This is a genomic window from Streptomyces sp. AC1-42W, assembly GCF_003248355.1.
Lineage (GTDB): Bacteria > Actinomycetota > Actinomycetes > Streptomycetales > Streptomycetaceae > Streptomyces.
In genome coordinates this window covers 44,401-61,686 of the sequence record NZ_QKWY01000004.1, presented here as the reverse complement: position 1 = coordinate 61,686, position 17,286 = coordinate 44,401, and the positions used below count along the sequence as shown (strand labels likewise).

Below are 17,286 nucleotides of genomic sequence, written 5' to 3'. Positions count from 1 at the left end.
GGGGTCGTTGTCTCGCGTGCGAGACGTCTCGGGGCCGGCGGTGACGGCGTCGTGGATCGCGGCGAGCGCGCGGGCGACATCGAGGAGCCGGTACGCCTGGGCGCGGCTGATGCCGAACTCCGCCCGGCAGTACGACTCCCAGCTGGAGTGCCCGAGCGGCACCCAGACGCGGGCGGCGTGTGCGTCGCGGACCCGGGCGGCCAAGCTCGCCACGGAGCGCCGGACGTCGTCCATCGCCTCGCGCAGCCCGGCCGTCATCTCCCGGGCGCGGGCCTCGCTCAGCGGCGGCCGGGCCGGTTCGACGCCGTGCTCCTGGTCCTCGTTGTCCTCGCCCACGACTCCATCGTCCTCCGCGTCGGCGGGCACCACCAGGGCGTGCGGGAGCACGGGGCGCGAGCTCCGTCTCACACCCTCACACCCTCACAGCCTCACAGTTCACCCCGTGCACCTGGGGAAACGGCCTGTGAGTCTCCTAGCCTCACAGCGTGACACCGGGCTCGGGGCGGGTCTGTCACGCTGATCCGCGACGGCGGGCGCGGGCCCGCCGCACGAGGCGAAGGGGGCCCGGTGGCGGGGATCGAGCGGGAGCCGGCGGAGGTGCGGATACCGAAGGCGGCGCTGGACGCCTTCGCCGTGGCGCTGAGCGTGCGCACGGTGGCGATGCGGACCTGGCCGAACGACGGCCTGGAGTGGATGTACCCGGTGGGCACGTGGGAGGAGGCGCACCTGGAGGTGGCGCTCCTGCCCGGCGGCGAGGAGGTCTGGTTGCGGATGTCCACCGACCGCTCCAGCGTCGCCGTGTGGACCATCGAGCAGTGGTGGGAGTTCGCCGGGGAGCTGCCCGGCGCCGTGCCGCCGGCCTGAGCCGCGGGCGGTCGGCGCACGGACGGCGGAAGTCGGCGTGGCTCCGGCGGGCCGGGGTCGTTGAGCACCCGGCCGCCCTGTGGCGGGTGCTGGCCGCTGGAGCGACGCGAGCGAGGACCGATGCCGAAGAAGCCCCACGACCCGACGTACGGGTTCGACGCGGAGACGAACACGGTCCGGGTCGATCAGCACGACCTGGCGCGGCTGCTGCTGATGTTCCGCTCGTTGATGCGCGAGCAGCGGCCCGGCCGGTGGAAGCACATGCACGACTTCGACCTGTCCTTCGAGCGCCTCGCGGACGCGGCCGACGCCGCTGCGGAGATCATCCACGGCAAGAAGTGGACGGGGCCTGACCTGCGGATGCGCTGCACGACCACCGAGCCGGTCTACGAGTGGCCCGAGGGCGGCCCGTACGACGGGGAGGCGACGTTCACCTGGAACGTGCCGGGCTACGGCTCACACGCCTCCGACGACGACCAGGTCCAGCACTACTCGAACACGGCGCTGTGCGGGTTCAGCTGGGCGAAGGGCGACCGGCCGCGCCGGGTGGAGGGGCTGCCGGAGTGCCCGGAGTGCCGGCGCGAGGTGCAGCTCGGTGCCGACCGCCCGCGCGGCGCCTGGTGACAACTGCCGGGCGGATACGCGTTGCCGCCGGGTGGCAACGGGTGGATACGGCGGTGGCTACGATGCGCAACGGCCCGGCCCCGGCAGCTGCAATGCCGGGGCCGGGCCGTTGCCAGGGGTGGCTACCCGAGCCAGACGATGTTCAGGACGGTCAGGCTGTGCAGGGGCCGGTTGACCCAGTAGGTGACGGAGAGCTGGCCGACGGCCGCGTAGCGGACGTCCTCGCCCTCGTCGTCGTCGGTGTCGAACTGCCGGAAGCCGAACGGATCGTCGGCGGCCGCGGCGAGGATGTCCCACACCGTGTCCGCCGCGTGCTCGGGCAGCGCGTCGAGGACCTTGGCGGCCGGGGCGGAAACGCGGACCGCGTACGGCGACGGGCTCACCCGCGACGTCGGCGGAGCTCCGCCAGGTCGACGGCGTCGCTGTCGTCGTACCCGGAGGCGACGAACGCGTCGACGGCCGGGGCGTGCGCGAGGCGGCCCTGCCAGTCCTGGACGACCTCGTAGAGCCCGGCCAGGGAGAACGTGCGGCGGGATTCCTCGAGGGCGGCCGACCACTCGCGCTCGAAGGCCGGCACCCAGCGGTCCGCGCGCTTGTCGGCGCGCAGCTGGGCGAGGAGTTCGGCCGGCGCCCCGGGCGCGGGGGCGTAGGCGGTGACGGGTGCGTGGTCGGGCTGCGCGCTCATCGTGTCCTCCCGGCGGGTCCTCCCCCCACCGTACGCGCGCCGGGTGGCCGTGGATGCGGTCATGGGCGGATCCCCTCCTACCGGGTCAGGGTGCGGGCGACGGCCTGGGCGTGCTCGCGCAGCGGCAGGTCCTGCTTGTCCCAGGTGGCGGCCACGTAGTTGAGGAGTTCGGCCGTGGCGCGCTCCGAGTCGCTCGGGTCGCTGGTGAGCAGCTTGTCGGCGGCGACGTCGACGGCCGGGGTGGACAGGTCCTCCGGGGCGAGGGCGTTGCCGCGGTCGACGTCCAGGACCAGGAGGTGGCGCACCTGGTTGCGGGACTGGATGGTGATGGTGTCCTCACGCGGCGAGTCCGCGTCCGCGACGGTGAAGCCGGGGTGGTTGAGGATCGCCGCGGCGATGGCCTCGGTGAGCACCGGCTCGGGCAGCAGGTCGTCCTCGGTGGGCTCCGCCTCCTTGAAGGTCAGCGTGTAGTTGATGCCGGCCTCGGTGGTGAACCACACCGTGTCGCCGCCCGGGTCGGCGTCCGCGGCCGCGAAGTGCGGGCTGCGGCGCAGCGCGTCGGCGACCCGGACCGGGTCGTGGTCGGCGTCGAACAGCGGGCTCTTGTCGCGGTCGATGGGCGGAAAATCAGCGGTCACGTATTCGCTCCTAATCAGTAATCCAGATCGAGGTAATCGATGTCGTTGATTTCTACGTCCGACAGTCCCATAGCGCGACCGCCGCCGTCCTGGAAATAGACCTCCTTAAACCCTTCGGCGATGATTCCGCGCATCTGTTGGTCGCTGGCCCCCGCGTCGCGGGCGTCGAACAGCTGCTGCGCGTACGTCGCGGGGAGGTGCACGGTGAGGCGGCGGAACCGTCCGTCGTCGGTCGATCCGGCGGACGACGTGTAGCCGAACCGGGCCCGGGTCTCCACCGTGATCCCGCCCGACGCGGCGGCCTGCTTCTGCCGGCGCTTGCGCACCAGCGGCTGCCAGCGGGCCTTCACCGCGTCGTCGATCTTCGCGGCGACGTCGGCGCGGGCGTGCTTGCGGGCGCCGCGCCTGTACCTGTTGACGGAGTCGGCGGTGACCCCGAGCTCTTGGGCGACGGCCTTCGCGCTGCCGAACTGCTTGATCAGGAACCCGACCTGCCCCTTGAGGGTCTTGGGCGGGTCCTTGGTGAACGCCTCGCGGTCGGCCCGCTCGATCGCGTCCTCGATCTCCCCCACCGGCTACTCCCCTTCGTCCAGGACGGCGTCGCCGCCCTTGATGTGGCGGGCCGGGTTCAGCCCCTTCTCCATCAGGTCGACCGCCCACAGCATCGACTGGACGCCCTCCAGCTTCGCCAGGCCGGGCGTGGGCCCGAGGCGGAACCCGCCGGGCTGCGGCTTGCCCGAGGCGGCGTAGGGGAGGAAGTCGAGCGGGGAGGTCCCCGGACTCGGGTAGACGACGCAGTCGGACAGCACGGCCAGCGGGTACAGGCCGGTCATGTCCGCCATGTTGCGGAGCTTGCGGTGCATGTTGACCCGGGCCTTGCTGATGACGGCGGCCCGGATGTCGGGGCGCCAGGTCGGCCGGGAGAGGGCCGGCCACGTCTCGCCCTCCTTGTAGTGCTTGCCCTGGGGGCGCTCGCGGAGTTTGCCGACGCCGCCCTTCACCGTGGCCTTGATCGCGGACAGGACGGCGGCCAGGCCCGGGTCCTTCTCCTTGTGGTGCTCCATCGCCGCCAGGAACTCGGTGTCGGACAGGTCCCGGGTGACGCCCATGTCGGCGAGGGTGTCGACGTAGGCGTTCTTGAGGCGGTCGTGCCAGGGGTCGAGGTACGCGCCGGTCTCGCGGCGCAGGTACGCCTCGATCGGGTGCACGTCGTAGCCGAGCTCCTGGGCGTAGGCGAGGGTGTGCGTCTGGTACCAGGCCGGGCCGGTCGGGCGGGAGCCGTCCGGGGTGAACGGGCTGGGCAGGCGCGGGTCCAGCTCGATGTGGCTCAGGTCGGCCAGCCACGAGCCGGGGATCTTCGGGTTGAACTTCGGGGCGTGGAAGTGGTCGGGCGCGCTGAGGCCGACGACCAGGCGGGCCGCGGCGGCGAGGAACGCCGTGTTCAGGTCGAGGCCGACCGCCCACGGCAGGGTGCACTCCTCATCCGAGAGCGTGTCCACGTCCCGCACCCACTGGTACGCCTCCTCGTTCAGGAAGCCGCCGGTCCAGCCGGAGTTCACGACGACGGGGTGCTCCGGGGTGGCCTCCGGCGGCGCCGGGTCCATCGGCTCGGTGCCGAGGCTTCCCGTGTTGTGGCCGGACACCCAGTTCCCGGTCGCCGGGTCCTGCACGGCCTTCGTCGGCGGGCGCAGCGCCGTCATCAGCTCCAGGCCGGAGACGGCGGTGGAGCCGCGCGGGGTGATGACCCGCTGGGCGTACACGCCGAGGACGCGGGCGATGTCGGCCGGCTCCATGTCGGTGACGCCGGGCCAGGACCGCTCATCGAGGGCGTCCCAGGACAGGATCGCCAGCTGCACGCACTGGCGGTCGCGGCCCTGCGCCTTGCGGTAGATCCGCGCCCACGGGCCGAAGCCCCGCTGGGTCAGCTGCCACTTCGCCTTCGCGACCTGCTTGACGACCGGGTGGTCCTCCGGCAGGCGCAGGGAGCGGCGCTGCTCGTGGCCCTCCAGGCGCTCGGGCAGCCCCAGCTTCACGGCGGCCGCGGCGGTGAGGACGATCAGCGGGTCGCTGTCCTTGCCGTACCGGTTGAGCTTGGCGGCGCCGAGACCGGACTCGCGCAGCGTCCACTCCACCAGATCCGGAACGGTGGTCGCCGGGCAGTCCAGCACGACGCCGCCCACCGCGTACGCGGAGCCGTCACCGTCCAGCACAGCCAGCGGGCCGTGCGGGAAGCGCGGGTCGACCGCGGGCTTCGCGGCCTTCTTCGCCGCCGGACGCCGGGACGACGTCGCCGGGCGCGCGGCCGGACGGGCAGGACGCTCGGGTACCGGCTTCACCGCAACACCGATGTCGGGCTCCGCCTCGTCCTGCTCCACAGTGGGCACGCGGGTGAACGTCTGCGGCACCTCGGGCTGAGGCGCGACGGCCGGGGCGGCGGGAGCCGCGTGGGCGGGGTACTTCGCCGCCCACCCCTTGAGGAGCCGCTGGTACGCCTCCAGGCGCGGCGACTTCGGCTCGGAGCGGCCGTTCTCGTAGTTCTTGACCGTCTGCACGGTCGACTTCAGCGCGGTCGCGAGGCGGGCCTGGGTGATGCCGGCGGCCTCGCGAAGGCGGGCGCGCTCCGCCGGGGGCGGGAGCTGCGGCTCCTCCTCCAGCAGCGCGTCGATGTTCGCGAACAGCTCCTCTTCGGATGCCATGTCGATCTCCTTTCGTGCCCTCACCCTAGCACTGTTTACCCTAGCCTTTAACCCACTTTTTTAACCCGTTCGGATTCACTGATCGGGCGGGAAATGGACGGCTCGAAGGGTCCGCCGCAGGCCCTGGCTCACACCTGACAGCCTCATCGCGCACCGCCTCCACCTGCGGAAACGCCGTGTGAGGCACATAGGTGGCGGGCTGAGTTGCCGAGAGATCGCACCGCTGGGCGGCCGGGCTCGCTACGGTGGCGACCATGGCGGACCAGGGCGAGGCACAGACGTGGTCGACACGGGCGCAGCTGGGGGCTGTCGAACTGCCGCCGGGCGCGCCGGCCGGGACGGTGCGGATGGTCACCGGCACCCGGGCCCGGCGGGTGAACGAGCAGGAGGCCCACGACTTCGGGATCTCCACCGACCGGGCCTGCCTGGAGATCGAGCAGATCTTCTACGACGCCGACGACGACGTCCTGCGGCACACGATCACCGTCGACTACAGCGGCCAGCCGCACGTCACCCGCCACGTGCCCACCGCCGAGGAGCTCGCGCGCCGCGAGTAGCCGGCCCCGCCCTTCCTAGCGGCGGTCGCTTCGGGCGCGTACGACGATCTCCAGAGACACCAGCTGGTCCGCCCACGCGAACCAGGGCTCCAGATCGCCGAAGGAGGCGGCATCCAGCTCCTCGGTGACGCGCCAGTCGAGGGCGCCCTTCGGGCTTGCGCGACCGAGGAACTCCACATCGATGAGCATCTTCTCCCGGTCTCGATCGAACTGACGGACCAGTCCGTCGCTGCTCCCGGGGAGGAGAACCGCCCCTGGCATGGACAGTGCTGCGCGCAGGTCGCTCAAGGTCGGCTCGGCAGTCAACTGCCGCAGATCGTCCGGCGAAAACCCTGGAGTGCCGTGGGCCAGCCTTTCCAGGAGCGCGGTCGCGAACACGACGCACGCGCTGGTGTGCCGCCAGGCCAGACTCTCGACAGCATGCAGGTAGTCGACGGTGGCCGTCCCAAGCTCCAGCAGCGCGTCGGCGTGGCTGGTGAACGCGCGCCCTTCACCGTACCGCTGGGCATTACCGAGCAGTTGGTCCACTCGGTGCCCCTGAGCATTTGCGCTCCTGAGCTCGTGATGCAGGTCCGCGCAGGCACAGAACAAGTCGCGCAGAGCCTCCGCTTCGTCAGCGGTCAGCAGATCCAGTCCGGGGAAAGCCAGATGCGTTTCCAAGGTTCCTCCCAAGAAGATGCTCGATCACGGTAGAGACGCGTCCGCCGAAGCGGAGGGTGTTCACGCCACCTCGCTAACTGAGGTCTGTTGCTGAAGCGACGTCGATCCTGGAGCACTACGAGACCGCTCGGCTCGGGCACGGCGTAGGGCGGCGGCCTCGGTCGCGGCGGCCTGGCGGCGGCGCTCGGCACGGGCCTGCTCGATCGGGGCCGGCGCATCGTCGGGGGCGACGTCGGGCTCGGGGAACGCCCGGCGCGACAGCTCGCGCATCGCCTTCGTCTGCCGCTCCACCGCTTCCGCGATCCCCGGATCCACCCGGGACGGCGGCGCGGCCTGGCGGTGCGCATCGATCGCGCGGCGGTAGCCGTCCGGCGGCGGCCGGCGCTCCACCGGCACGGCGGGCGCGGCCGGCTCCGGTGCGACGTCGGCGCGGTCGGGCATCGGGACGGCGCCGGGCGGCAGGATCCGCAGGGCGCTCACGACCTGACGGCCCGCTGCCTTGTTGGCGGCCGCGACGACGCGGGTCTGCTCCAGGCGGGCCTTCGTCGCCCACGCCGACGACTCCGGGCACACGGTGAGCCGGCCGGAGTCCGCGTCGAAGCCGACAGCCACGACGTGCCCGGCGAGCTCCGGGGCGATGGCCGCCCACCGCTCCCGCAGGGTGGCGCCGGCGGCCGGGAGCTCCCAGGCCCGTTCGGTGACCAGTGCGCCGATCGCCGCCCCGAGGCCCATCGGCTCGCGCCCGTCTCGCCGCACCGTCGCACCGGTGCGCGGCTTCCTCTTCGTCTTCTGGCCGCTGCCGTTCTTCCGGGCCTGCTCCATCGCGGCCCGCAGCGCGACCCGGGCCAGGTCGACCCCGGACACCTCGCCCCCGCTCACGCCTGCCCCCAGGCGGTGTGCCCGAGGACCAGGTGGTGCGTGCCCGAAAGGCGCTGCGCTTCGTCGACCAGGCGGTTGCTGAACAGGCGCCTTGCCGACGTTTCGCCGTATTGGTCGATGTGGTCGAAGACGACGTCGTGGTCCTTCATCGCGCGCACCCGCCAGTCGCGTACCTGGTCGGGGGTCAGGTCCTCGAGGACCAGCTCCTGGTCCTCGTCGACGTCGGCGGTCTCCGGCTCCGGGGCGGGAACGGCGGCGGCCGGACGGGGCGCGGGCAGCACGACCGGGGCCACCGGCGCGGCCGGGACGACGTCCTCGGGCTGCACGGCCGCTGCGGCTTCGGCGCGGGCCTGAGCTGCGGCGGCCTTCCGGGCCCGGTGCTGCTCCCACTCGTACGCCTTCGCCCACGCCCTGGCCGTCACGTCCTGGTGCAGCTGCTGCTCGGTCGCCGCCCGCCGCTCCGCCTCCGAGGCGCCGGGCATCGCGGCGTCGACGGCGGCCGCGACCGCACGGCGCTGGTCGCGACGGTCGTCCTGCTTCTCCGCGCACCGCGGGCAGTCCCGGCCGGAGTCGAGCAGCACCCGGTCGTCGCACCGCACGTCGCCGCACTGCTGACGCTGGGGCAGGGCCAGACCGATCAGCCAGCCCACCGGGTCCGCGATCGGCTTGCCCAGCCGCATCTGGGTCTCCAGGTGCCGGGCGAGCCGGTCAGCAAGGACCTGCGGGGCGTCCGCACGGCCGGCGAAGCCGATCACCCGGGCCAGCTCGCTGCGAGCGGCGGTCTCCACCAGCTTCCGGGCGCCCCGACGCTCCAGGCGCGCCCAGACCAGGCCGACCGGAGCCAGAACAACCCGCAGGTCCTCCGGCGGCAGGGGCACCCTCCCCCGCTGCTGCCTGCCCTGACCCCCGCCGTCCACGACGCGCACCGGAGCACCGGTCACCGGCCCGCGGCCGGGCTTCTCGCTGCTGATCGACGGGGACTTCTCCTGCTGTTCCCCGCGCAGCGGGCCGCCGTCCTCGCGCATGCACGCGCGGTCCGGCAGATCACCGGACCCACCACGGCCTTCGCCGGAAAAGCCACCAGAGAGAGCAAGTGAAGAGGCGGGAGTAACCAGGTGAGGGTGGTCAGTGTGAAGGGCTGCCGCAACGTCGGGCTCTGCAACATCCGCCACATCCGTCACCGGCACGCCGCTGACCTGGGGTTCCGTCTCCGTCTTCGGCGCCTCACCAGCCCCTGCCGCAACGTCGGGGTCTGAAAACTCGGACTCCGGGGCCTGCGCACGGTCCTCCTGGACGTCGTCGGCGACCGTACGGCCGTGCGCGGCGGCGACCGCCGGCACCATCAGCCGCGACCGGTTCCGCAGGCCCGAGCCCGTCTTCAGACGCACCCGCAGGACCAGCTCGCGGTCCTCCAGGCGCTCCAGCACCCGCTCGCCCGCCGATGCCGTGCACCCGAGCAGCCGGGCTACCGTCGCCGCCGCGCGGCCGCGCTTGGTGTCCACCGTCCCGCCGCACTGCCGCACCCGACCGGTCTCCCGCGCCTCCAGGACCAGGAGCAGCAGCGCGAGGCGGTCCGTCGCCGCGGCGCGACCGGTACGCGTACCGATCAGCCCGGCCGGAGTGACCGAACCGTCCCGGTGCTTCCAGCCCGGACCCATCACGGCCTCCAGCAGCCGCCACAGGGTGGCGTACTCCTTCTTCGCCAGGTTCAGCGGGTGCCCGACGACGTCCTGCGCCGCCCACAGCGGCAGCACCTTGCACTCCAGGCCGTCGTCCTGGCCGTACTCGCCCGGCGCCGTCTCCACGGAGACCACGCCGGAGCGGCGCAGCCCCGACACCACCTCGGAAGCCGTGTACGACGCGGACATCCCGATCCACCGGCCCAGCTCGGAGGTGCGGATCTCCACCACACCGGTCTCCGACGGCGTCCGCGACGCCAGCACCAGCACCGCCAGGCGCACCGCGTCCGACGCCCCGGCCAGGCCAGCCGCATCCAGCAGCATCCGCACCGCACCACCCAGACGGGCGCGCGCGTCCGACCCCAGCGACAGCGGATGACCCGCCGCCCGCTCCGGGACCGGCCCGGCCGGGACGGACCGCAGCCGACGCCGCGAGCTCCCGCCCGGCGGGACGCCGACGGAGTTGTCGACGACGTCCCAGAAGTCGTGGTCCAGCACGGCGGCCGACGCCGCTCCCGCGCTCACAGGGACATCCCCGAGGTCAGGCGGTCAGCCGACCGGTCGTAAACGGTGTGACAGTTGGGGGGTGTGATGTACGTCACAATCCCGCCAGGGGGGACACCACAACCTGCGGTAATCACCCCCAAGGGGGTACTGACCTGGTCGTGGTCGACCTGACAAGACGACCGAAGCTCCTGCATTATGGCGAGACCAACCTTCATATGGATCAACGCGGACGGGCCCCTTGGCGGGGGCGCGATCGCAACGGCTCATGTGGTGGGCGGGGCAGTACGAAGGCCCAGAAGCGATCTCCTTTCGTTTGGTGGCGTTTTCGAACTGGTGTTTCGAAGCCCTTGGCGGGGCCTCGGAACGACCGAGGTGTTGGTCCTGGCTAGGGACCGGTGCTGCGGGTGTTGCTGCTGGACCCAGATGGGGCCCTTGTGGTCCTGGCTAGGGACCGGTGTTGCAAATGGCCCTGATGAGGGGCCGAGTGGGAGATATGCGGCTTGATAGCCGCGGCTCAGGACCGGTGACAGCCGGGATCTGAGCGGACCGCTCTGGTGGGGGATTGCCGCCAGGCGGTAGACGGGCCGCGCGAGGCCGAAGGGGATGGCTAGTCCGCCTCTTCTTGGCGCGCGCGGCCGATGGCCGGCTAGGTCATCCCAACCCCCTGAATCCGGAGGCTGGCGTCAGCATGTCCAGGCGCGCACCCGATGGCGTGATCGCGATGGTGGAACGGCCTTGCGGCGCGTGTAGTTCCGCAGACGCGGGTACTCTTCATTTCGCGATCACCTCCTTTCCAGGTGTCGCCCAACGAGGCATTGCCCCGTACGAGGCCCCGAGGACCATGCCCGGTCCCGGGGTTCTCGTCGTTAAGGATCACATCTGTGATCACCCTAAACCCCTGTGACGACACACAGGCGGGTCGAAAACGCAACAGGCCCGAGAAGTCCCGAATGCCGGAAGAATTGCGGCGTTTGACGGGAAACTCGTTACCGAGGTGGGTCGCCCAGTGGGTAAGTCGCTGAGTCCGCATCAGGCCAGCCCGCCCAGGTGCGCGTTAACTTCCTTCGCGGACGCAGCCAGCTCGTGCAGTTCCACGACCACGACCCCGGCCTCCACCAACTGCTCGTAGCCGATGCAGTCGTCGACGAACAGCGACGGCTCCCGCCAGGCGATGACCACCCGCGGAATGCCCGCCTCGAGGATGCGCTGTGCGCACGGGGTACGCGGCGAATGCCGCTGTGAGCAGGGCTCCAACGTGCTGTAGAGCGTCGCCCCGGCAACGAGCCGGGGGTCCGCCTTCCCGAGCGCGGCCTCTTCCGCGTGCTCACGCGGGTCGGACTCCCGGGAGTAGCCGGCCGCGATCTCGTTGCCGTCCTCGTCGACGATGAGCGCCCCGACCGAGTAGGCACCTGCGGCCGGCGGGCACATCGCGGCGAGGGAGATGGCACGCCTCATCCACTGCATGTCCTGCCATCGGTCGGGCGCGTACATCAGGCGCGTCCCTTCGGGGCGTAGCGGACGAGGACGACGTCGTCGATCGCGCGGACCTCGAGGACCTGCATCCGCGCGGTCGACCCGCCCGGGTAGTCGGCGGCTCCGAGGAACCGGGCGGCCTCCGGCTGGCCGACCAGCAGCGGCGCGATGGCGAGGTGCACTTCGTCGGCGAGGTCCTGGGCCATGAGCTGGGTGTGGATCGTGCCGCCACCCTCCACCATCAGCTGCTTGACGCCGCGGCGCCCGAGCTCATCGAGGACCAAGCCCCAGTCGAGGTCGGGCCCGACGCTGACGACGTCGGCGAGGTCCCCGAGCGTCGCGCGCACCTTCTCCACCGCGCTGTCGACGGTGACGACCAACTTGTCGCCACCGTGGTGCCAGAACTTCAGGTCGGCGGCGAGGTCGCCGGTGCGGGTGACCGTGACCTTGAGCGGGAACTCCGGCTTGCCGTCGGCGACGCGCTGAGCACGGCGTTCGTCGCTGTTGACCAACAGGCGCGGGTTGTCCCGGCGCATGGTGTTCGCGCCGATCAGGATCGCGTCGGACTCCGCGCGGACCTGGTCGACGCGGTCGAAGTCGGCGGCGTTGGACAGGCGCAGCCGCTCGGGGCTGGTGTCGTCCAGGTAGCCGTCGACCGACATGGCGGCCGACAGCAGCACGTACGGGCGGGCAGTCATCTGCTCAGGCATCCGTTTCTGTCTCGTGGAAGAGGGTGGAGTCGAAGGCGGTGCGGAACTCGGACACGACCGGCTCGCGCTGCCAGGGGATCAGGGCCTTGTCGAGCCGGGCGAGCTCGGTGGTGATCCGGCCGGAGCCCGTGTCCTCCGCCACCGTCAGCGCGTGCATCCCGATGGCGGCGGCCTGCTCCGGGACGCGCGCGCCGGCCAGCGCCACGGCCTGCCGCGCCAGGTAGACGCCGCGGTCGCGGTGGTAGCCGTCGGGCATCATCCGGATGGCGGCGCCGAACGCGTCCGCGGCCTGGTCGTGCTTGCCGAGAGCCTCCAGGCCCTGGGCGCGGTGAATCTCCACGTACGACGCGTTCAGCCACACGCCCCACGGGGTGGGGTCGGCGGCGGCGCCATCGAGGGCGTTGCGGACGTCGTCGATCGCCCGCTCGCTCTCGTCAGCGTCACCGCGCAGCGCGTGGCCATACGCCTCGTACGTGCGCGCAACGGCGGCAAGCCGGCTGCGCGGCCGCGCCATGTTCTGGGCGGCTTCCGCGAGGTCGACCACGTCGACCAGGTCCGCGATGTCGCCGGCCAACTGCGCCTTGCGGGCCATCACGTACGTGGTCAGGTCCTGGTCACCGACCGTTTGCGACCACTGCATCGCCCGGTCCAGCCAGTACGAGGCCGCCTTCGGGTCGCCCAGGTCCTGGTAGAGCCAGGACAGGAACTCGCCGTACTGCGTCTGGAGTTCCATCAGGTCGCGTCGGTCGGCGCCCTTCGCCTCGCGACGCAGCTCCTGGATGACCTGGATGTGATCGCGTGTCGCGCGGACCGCGTGCCAGGGGCCCAGCAGGTTGTCGTTGTCGATCAGCAGGCGGCGGGTGCGGCGCAGGTGCTCCACCGGTGTCGAGCCGTACGCAGATGCGGCCCGAGCCTTGCGAACCAGGCCCGGAACGGCACCCGAGTCCGCAAAGGCCGGCGAACCGATCCCTGCGGCGGCCGCCGCCCCGATCCCCACCCCCGTGCGCAGCAGCGCACGCCGATTCATTGCCACCCAGACCACCGACCCATCACGTAGACGACACGGGACCGAGATCCCTTCATCGTCCGACGCTGCCTGGTCCGGCATGGCCAGGGCCAGATCAACCGATGACTTGGCCACATGAACCGGCTGATTGGCCACATGCCCAGGCTCGTCTCCGATGCGCTCCCACAGCCGGAGCAGCATGCCGTTCGCTCCCAACGCACTGTCCAGCTGTGCGGCCTGCGCGCGGGTGGCCATGCGCTCAGCACGCTCGAATCGTCCCAGGTGGGAGTGGTCAACCATCGCCCGCTTGGCCAGGGCACGCAGGCTGAGACGGCGCAGATTCCGCAGCTCACGCAGCTCGTAGCCCCAGTTGTGCAGGGGCGACACCCAAGGCGTCAGCTCCCTTGGTTTCTGTGCCATCTCGCCCCAATCCTGTGGCTGATGTGGCCAGTTAGCCCGGCCACATGTCAGATCTGGAACTTGCAGCTCCCCGGGCTTAGAACCGAAGCAACGGTTTCCGAGCCCAGCGAGGGGGTGTTGCTCAGTGAGTGCTGTCGGGCAGCTCGATCTTCAGTTCAGGTCCGTCACCACGGCTGTAGTTGGCCGCGCGCTGGAACAGGGCACCGCTGCTGCGGTCGGCCGCTTCTACGGTCCGGACGTGCACGAATCCACGGTCGCTGTAGTACCGCTGGAGCTCGTCGTTGGAGCGCCACGCGTCCAGGCGAAGCAGCTGCTTGCCCTGGCGGAGCGCTTCCCGTCCAGCCCAGTCGAGCATGGCCGAACCAAGGTCCTGGCCTGCTACGTCGCGACGCACGACCATGCGGTGCACGTAGAGCGCGGGGTCGTCGGCCTCGGAAGGGGTCCAGAAGTCAGGGTCGGCGTGCTCGTCGACGGTGATGGTCGCGACCGGCGCACCGTCTACTTCGACGATCCAGCACTCGCCGGCTTCGATGTTCGCCTTGATGCGTTCCTCGCGGGGCGGGTACTGCCACTGGTCGATGCCGCGCTTGTTGAGCCACGAGGCGGCGTGTTCCCAGAGCTCGATGACCGTACGCAGGTCGGTGGCGACGGCGGGACGGATCGTCAGTGCGTCCGCGACCTGGGGCCGACTGCGCTCGTAGGTGATGACGTGCCGGTCGCCGGGCAGGACGTTGACCACCGCGCGGACGGGCCTTCCGTTCTTCGTGAAGCCCGTGCACAGGTGTACGGCGACCGGCGTACCGGGGCCGAGCTGCAGGCGGTCAGCCTCTTCGGGCGTCGGCATCCGGACGTGCAGCTCATCAAGGGCGCGGACCTGCTCGTAGCCGAGTTCCGCCAGGACGACGTTTGCGCCGCGGGCGATGTCGTCCGGGTTCATGATCTCGCTGTTCTGGACCAGGGACAGCGGGAAGTGGCTGTCGTTGGTGTTGTACGGGATGCCGTCGACGAACCGGACGCGCCGGCGGACAACCACCAGCTCGCCCTCGTTCATCTGGAGGCGCTCGCGGACGTGTCGCGAGGGCGTCTCCACCTTCACCTCGATGTGCTGGCTGGCCTCCCGGCCTTCCTCGTGCATCTGGGTGAGGAACTGGTCCATCTCCGGCGACAGCGGGCGCTTTCGGAACTCGCCCTGCGGTCGGTACACCATCGGTCGCCGACTGCGGACGAAGTAGCCGCGGGGCCGGTCGCTGATGATGAGACCTTCGTTGACCAGGACTTTCAGTCCCTGCACGGCCGTCGAACGGGTGGTGTCCCATTCGGCCGCGATCTCTGCTTCGGTCGGCAGCCGGTCACCCGGGGCCAAGGTCCCGTCGGTGATCTGAGCGCGGAGTCTGTCCGCGATGCGCTGATAGAGGGCCCGTGCCCTGCCACTGACTGCCATGGGAGATGTCTACATGCCCGGGAATGACTAGTCAATGTAGGCGAAGGGGCTTGACCCCGTGTCGCGCGCCGTGCATGCTTCATTGCGTCGGGCATTGAGTAGTCAATGTAAGTCGACTACCTGAAGCCCTTCACCAGCACCACCGCAGTAAGTCGTCTGCTCCTCACGGGGCGGCCGGGGTCGATAGCACCACCAAATCCCCCGGGTTTCTCGACTGACCTGCGTGTACGTCGCAGCGCAGATGCGCTGTCCCTTCGTCAGGACGCCAGGTCTCCCGAGCGGCCTGACGGACGGAGAGAGCACCGCGACGCACCCCCTGCCCCTCCGTACACAAGGAGCGCCGCATGTCCGTTTCGACCATGGAACCCACCGCCCGTCTCCGGAAGAGCCGGACCCGCACCAAGAAGGTCAGCTTCCGCGAGGCGCTCACCCTCTCCATCCTCCGCCCCCACCAGTACGACCTCCGCCCCCACTGCGCCTCGCTGATCTGCCCCGACTGCAACACCTGGGTGCCCATCACCGGCATCCAGGCCAAGGTCCACAAGCTTGTCCCGCACCACGCTGGCACCGCCCACGAGGACGCGCCGATCCGCTGCTCGGGCAGCAATCGACAGGTCATCGTCAACGTGAAGTTCGAGGTGTGGGAGCGGCGGCTGCAGGAAGGCGGCGCGGAGACCAACGGGCGCCGCTCGAACCGCGTCACACGGAAGCCGAAGACCGCGGTCGCCCCGGCCGTCATGCAGATCCTGTCGCCGCTCCTGGACGCCAAGGCCGCGCTCAAGATGTACGAGGCCCACACCAGGAACTGCGCGACCTGCGCCCCGTCCGGCCGCACCCGCTGCACCGACGGCGGCAGGCTCGCCCACCTGGTCGCGCACAAGCGCCGCACCGAGCCCGCCCGCCGCGCGGCCCTCACGGTCCGCGAAGGACTGGCCGAACAGCGTGAGCAGGGGCTGTGGCTGCTGCGCGAACTCCAGTGGGCGTCGACCGCCAGTTCGGTCCGCCGGGCCGACATCCAGCGGGCCCACGACGCGCTGGTCGCGATGCTCCAGTCGCTCACGCCGAAGAAGGCCGACGGCCCGCAGCTGAACGACTGGGAGCGCGCCGACCTCATGTGCGCGATCACGCTGCTCGCCACGAAGGTGGAGCAGCTCAGCAGGTAAGGCGAGCGCACGAACGCCCACGGCCCCGGCCATCCCGCACACCGCGGGGAGGCCGGGGCCGTGGCTGCTCGTACAGCAGCCAGAACGACGACAGCCCCAGGGATTAGGGCCCCGGGGCTGTCCAGGACCTGACTGGAGGACCTGATGCAGCTCAGCATCGCACGCCCGCTCGGCAACACCGACTCGGACCCGGACATGGACGAGGCGTTGCGCCGGGCGAGGGGAGGCAAGTGATGAACGCGATCACCAGCCTGACCGACGCCGAACGCGACGAGCTGTCGCGGAAGAACGCCGAACAGAACAAGCGCTCGGAGAACAACCGGCGCTGACCGCCTGCAAGTCCCAGCAGTGCTGAACCCGGCCCTGCCCGTCGTCCCCGCGCCTTCCCGGCCGGGGCCGGCGGAGAGCGCCGGGAACTCCCGCACGCTCCGGCCATCCGGCCGCCACAACACGCAACAACCCCGGGGCGGCTACCCCGGGGCTGTCTCTCGCTCTGGACCTTCTGGGAGGCCCTGATGAATCGCGGATCCATCGTACGCACGGCGAACTACAACTCGGTCTCCACGGCCGCCGGGCCCAAGCGGCCCCGCCCGGCCTGCGAGGGCGAGGACCCTGACCTGTTCTTCCCGGTCGGTGACGGTACGCGCGCCCTCTTCCAGGCGGCTACGGCCAAGGCCATCTGCCGTCGCTGCCCGCTCCAGGACTCCTGCCTCGAGGGCGCCTTGGAGCGCGGAGAGGAGTTCGGCGTGTGGGGCGGCACGGACGAACGCGACCGCCGCGCCATGCGCCGCCTGGTCGCCCGCACCGCCGCCTGACCGCTTCCCGTCCGGCGGGAGCGCCGGCCAACTCGCCGCCCGCCCCGCAGCACCGCCGCACATCGGCCGCCCACACCCCGGGCTGCCCCATTGATCCGCCCCCTGCTCCTGGTGACAGTCCAGGAGCCAGACCTCGAAGGAGTCCTCCATGGCCGGGATCTTCGCCCGCATGACCAGCCCGCTGCGCCGCATCGACGCTGAACCCGACGAGCTGGTCAGCGAGGCGTACTGGCTGCTCAAGGAAGCCGAGAAGAACCACGGCGTGTGGGCGGCGATGAACGCCTACACCGGCATGGCGAGCGTGAAGATCCAGCTCGCCCAGTACCTCAAGGAGCACCGCGACTGACCGCCGCGGCCCCGGCCGGAGTCGACCTCCGCGCCGGGGCCGGCGGTTCTCCCGCTCCGCCACGACCGACCAGGCCGTGGCGGAGTCGGAGAGCCGGAACGGCTCGGCAAAGCAAAGAGGCCC

At 71.1% G+C, this 17,286-nt stretch carries 18 protein-coding genes and 1 pseudogene; 6 read left to right on the top strand and 13 right to left on the bottom strand.

The window, feature by feature from the left end; translation table 11 throughout:
* Positions 1–408 (bottom strand): annotated as a pseudogene (locus tag DNK56_RS36415) (hypothetical protein); the annotation flags it as partial.
* A 159-nt stretch (positions 409–567) separates the two neighbouring features.
* On the opposite strand from DNK56_RS36415, the gene DNK56_RS34580 reads away from it, so the two are divergent.
* Together DNK56_RS34580 and DNK56_RS34575 are read left to right on the top strand one after the other, a co-directional pair.
* Positions 568–864, top strand: a complete 297-nt coding sequence (locus DNK56_RS34580; RefSeq protein ID WP_111340016.1) for a hypothetical protein — start codon at positions 568–570, stop codon at positions 862–864.
* A gap of 120 nt (positions 865–984) precedes the next feature.
* Positions 985–1,488, top strand: a complete 504-nt coding sequence (locus tag DNK56_RS34575) for a hypothetical protein (RefSeq protein ID WP_241990244.1) — start codon at positions 985–987, stop codon at positions 1,486–1,488.
* Positions 1,489–1,610: 122 nt separating this feature from the next.
* Here DNK56_RS34575 and DNK56_RS34570 read toward each other — a convergent pair whose 3' ends face one another.
* The 5 genes from DNK56_RS34570 to tap all read right to left on the bottom strand — a co-directional run bounded on the left by DNK56_RS34570 (position 1,611) and on the right by tap (position 5,507).
* Positions 1,611–1,871: a hypothetical protein gene (locus tag DNK56_RS34570; RefSeq protein ID WP_111340015.1), complete on the bottom strand. Its 261-nt coding sequence runs from the start codon at positions 1,869–1,871 to the stop codon at positions 1,611–1,613.
* Positions 1,868–2,173: a DUF6247 family protein gene (locus DNK56_RS34565; protein ID WP_111340025.1), complete on the bottom strand. Its 306-nt coding sequence runs from the start codon at positions 2,171–2,173 to the stop codon at positions 1,868–1,870. Before DNK56_RS34565 ends, DNK56_RS34570 begins: the two co-directional genes overlap by 4 nt.
* 77 nt (positions 2,174–2,250) lie before the next feature.
* Entirely contained in the window at positions 2,251–2,811 is a 561-nt protein-coding gene (locus tag DNK56_RS34560; protein WP_111340014.1) for a hypothetical protein, read from the bottom strand.
* Between the two features lie 14 nt (positions 2,812–2,825).
* Entirely contained in the window at positions 2,826–3,383 is a 558-nt protein-coding gene (gene tpg / locus DNK56_RS34555) for a telomere-protecting terminal protein Tpg (protein WP_111340013.1), read from the bottom strand.
* Positions 3,384–3,386: 3 nt separating this feature from the next.
* A complete protein-coding gene (gene tap / locus DNK56_RS34550) occupies positions 3,387–5,507 on the bottom strand; it encodes a telomere-associated protein Tap (RefSeq protein WP_111340012.1) in 2,121 nt (706 codons plus the stop codon).
* Positions 5,508–5,761: 254 nt separating this feature from the next.
* Between tap and DNK56_RS34545 the strand changes: the two genes are divergently transcribed.
* Positions 5,762–6,064: a UTRA domain-containing protein gene (locus DNK56_RS34545; protein ID WP_111340011.1), complete on the top strand. Its 303-nt coding sequence runs from the start codon at positions 5,762–5,764 to the stop codon at positions 6,062–6,064.
* A gap of 15 nt (positions 6,065–6,079) precedes the next feature.
* Here the strand turns inward: DNK56_RS34545 and DNK56_RS34540 are convergent, their stop codons facing one another.
* The 7 genes from DNK56_RS34540 to DNK56_RS34510 form a co-directional block, all read right to left on the bottom strand.
* Positions 6,080–6,724 (bottom strand): hypothetical protein, encoded by a 645-nt coding sequence (locus DNK56_RS34540; RefSeq protein ID WP_111340010.1) that lies wholly within the window; start codon positions 6,722–6,724, stop codon positions 6,080–6,082.
* A 60-nt stretch (positions 6,725–6,784) separates the two neighbouring features.
* On the bottom strand, positions 6,785–7,603 hold the full coding sequence (locus DNK56_RS34535; protein WP_241990243.1) for a DUF721 domain-containing protein: 819 nt from the start codon (positions 7,601–7,603) through the stop codon (positions 6,785–6,787).
* Positions 7,600–9,807: a hypothetical protein gene (locus tag DNK56_RS34530; RefSeq protein WP_241990242.1), complete on the bottom strand. Its 2,208-nt coding sequence runs from the start codon at positions 9,805–9,807 to the stop codon at positions 7,600–7,602. The genes DNK56_RS34535 and DNK56_RS34530 overlap by 4 nt, the downstream gene beginning before the upstream one ends.
* A gap of 1,011 nt (positions 9,808–10,818) precedes the next feature.
* The gene (locus DNK56_RS36630; protein WP_342211097.1) at positions 10,819–11,244 is read right to left on the bottom strand and encodes a deaminase; all 426 of its coding nucleotides are present in this window, start codon (positions 11,242–11,244) and stop codon (positions 10,819–10,821) included.
* Between the two features lie 35 nt (positions 11,245–11,279).
* Positions 11,280–11,960 (bottom strand): RibD family protein, encoded by a 681-nt coding sequence (locus tag DNK56_RS36625; RefSeq protein WP_111340008.1) that lies wholly within the window; start codon positions 11,958–11,960, stop codon positions 11,280–11,282.
* Between the two features lie 4 nt (positions 11,961–11,964).
* Positions 11,965–13,398, bottom strand: a complete 1,434-nt coding sequence (locus DNK56_RS34515; RefSeq protein ID WP_111340007.1) for a helix-turn-helix domain-containing protein — start codon at positions 13,396–13,398, stop codon at positions 11,965–11,967.
* A gap of 121 nt (positions 13,399–13,519) precedes the next feature.
* A complete protein-coding gene (locus tag DNK56_RS34510; protein ID WP_111340006.1) occupies positions 13,520–14,839 on the bottom strand; it encodes a GNAT family N-acetyltransferase in 1,320 nt (439 codons plus the stop codon).
* Between the two features lie 344 nt (positions 14,840–15,183).
* Here DNK56_RS34510 and DNK56_RS34505 point away from each other — a divergent pair, with 344 nt between their 5' ends.
* The 3 genes from DNK56_RS34505 to DNK56_RS34495 all read left to right on the top strand — a co-directional run bounded on the left by DNK56_RS34505 (position 15,184) and on the right by DNK56_RS34495 (position 17,163).
* The gene (locus tag DNK56_RS34505) at positions 15,184–16,002 is read left to right on the top strand and encodes a hypothetical protein (RefSeq protein WP_111340005.1); all 819 of its coding nucleotides are present in this window, start codon (positions 15,184–15,186) and stop codon (positions 16,000–16,002) included.
* Positions 16,003–16,517: 515 nt separating this feature from the next.
* A complete protein-coding gene (locus tag DNK56_RS34500; RefSeq protein ID WP_111340004.1) occupies positions 16,518–16,817 on the top strand; it encodes a WhiB family transcriptional regulator in 300 nt (99 codons plus the stop codon).
* Between the two features lie 148 nt (positions 16,818–16,965).
* Positions 16,966–17,163 (top strand): hypothetical protein, encoded by a 198-nt coding sequence (locus tag DNK56_RS34495; RefSeq protein ID WP_111340003.1) that lies wholly within the window; start codon positions 16,966–16,968, stop codon positions 17,161–17,163.
* Positions 17,164–17,286: the final 123 nt, after the last annotated feature.